The following is a 401-nucleotide window of genomic DNA, read 5'->3' on the forward strand; positions in this document are numbered from 1 at the left end:
AACCTGCCCGTGGGCGGCGGCGGTGCGGGCGTGCAGGTCGCGCAGCGCCGCCAGGGTTGCGGCGTCCGGGATGTCGGTGGTCTTCAGGTCGGGCGAGATCTTCAGATCCCAGCCGGTGGCCGCCTTCACCTGCTCCACCGTCACGCCGGGGTGGATGCCGGTCAGGGTCAGCTCCTTGGTCACCGGGTCGGGGGTGAGGATGCCGAGGTCGGTGATCACCGCGGTCGGTCCGGCGCCGGGGATGCCGGCCTTGGCGCGGGCATCCCCGCCGTCGAGATAGCCCGCCGAGGTGACGAAGGGCAGCGTGGCGACGAAGGCCTTGCGGCTCTGCTTGAGGACGATGAAGACCTCCTTGGCCTGGGAGGCGATCTCCGGCGCGCCGCCGGCACCGGGCAGCCGCA

The 401-nt window shown here is 72.6% G+C and carries 1 protein-coding gene; it reads right to left on the reverse strand.

Translation table 11 applies throughout. The features are described from left to right. Window positions 1–401 (reverse strand): CoA-transferase (locus TSH64_RS33835; RefSeq protein WP_282188144.1); only part of this gene is annotated, 401 nt, incomplete at both ends.

Source organism: Azospirillum sp. TSH64, assembly GCF_003116035.1.
Lineage (GTDB): Bacteria > Pseudomonadota > Alphaproteobacteria > Azospirillales > Azospirillaceae > Azospirillum.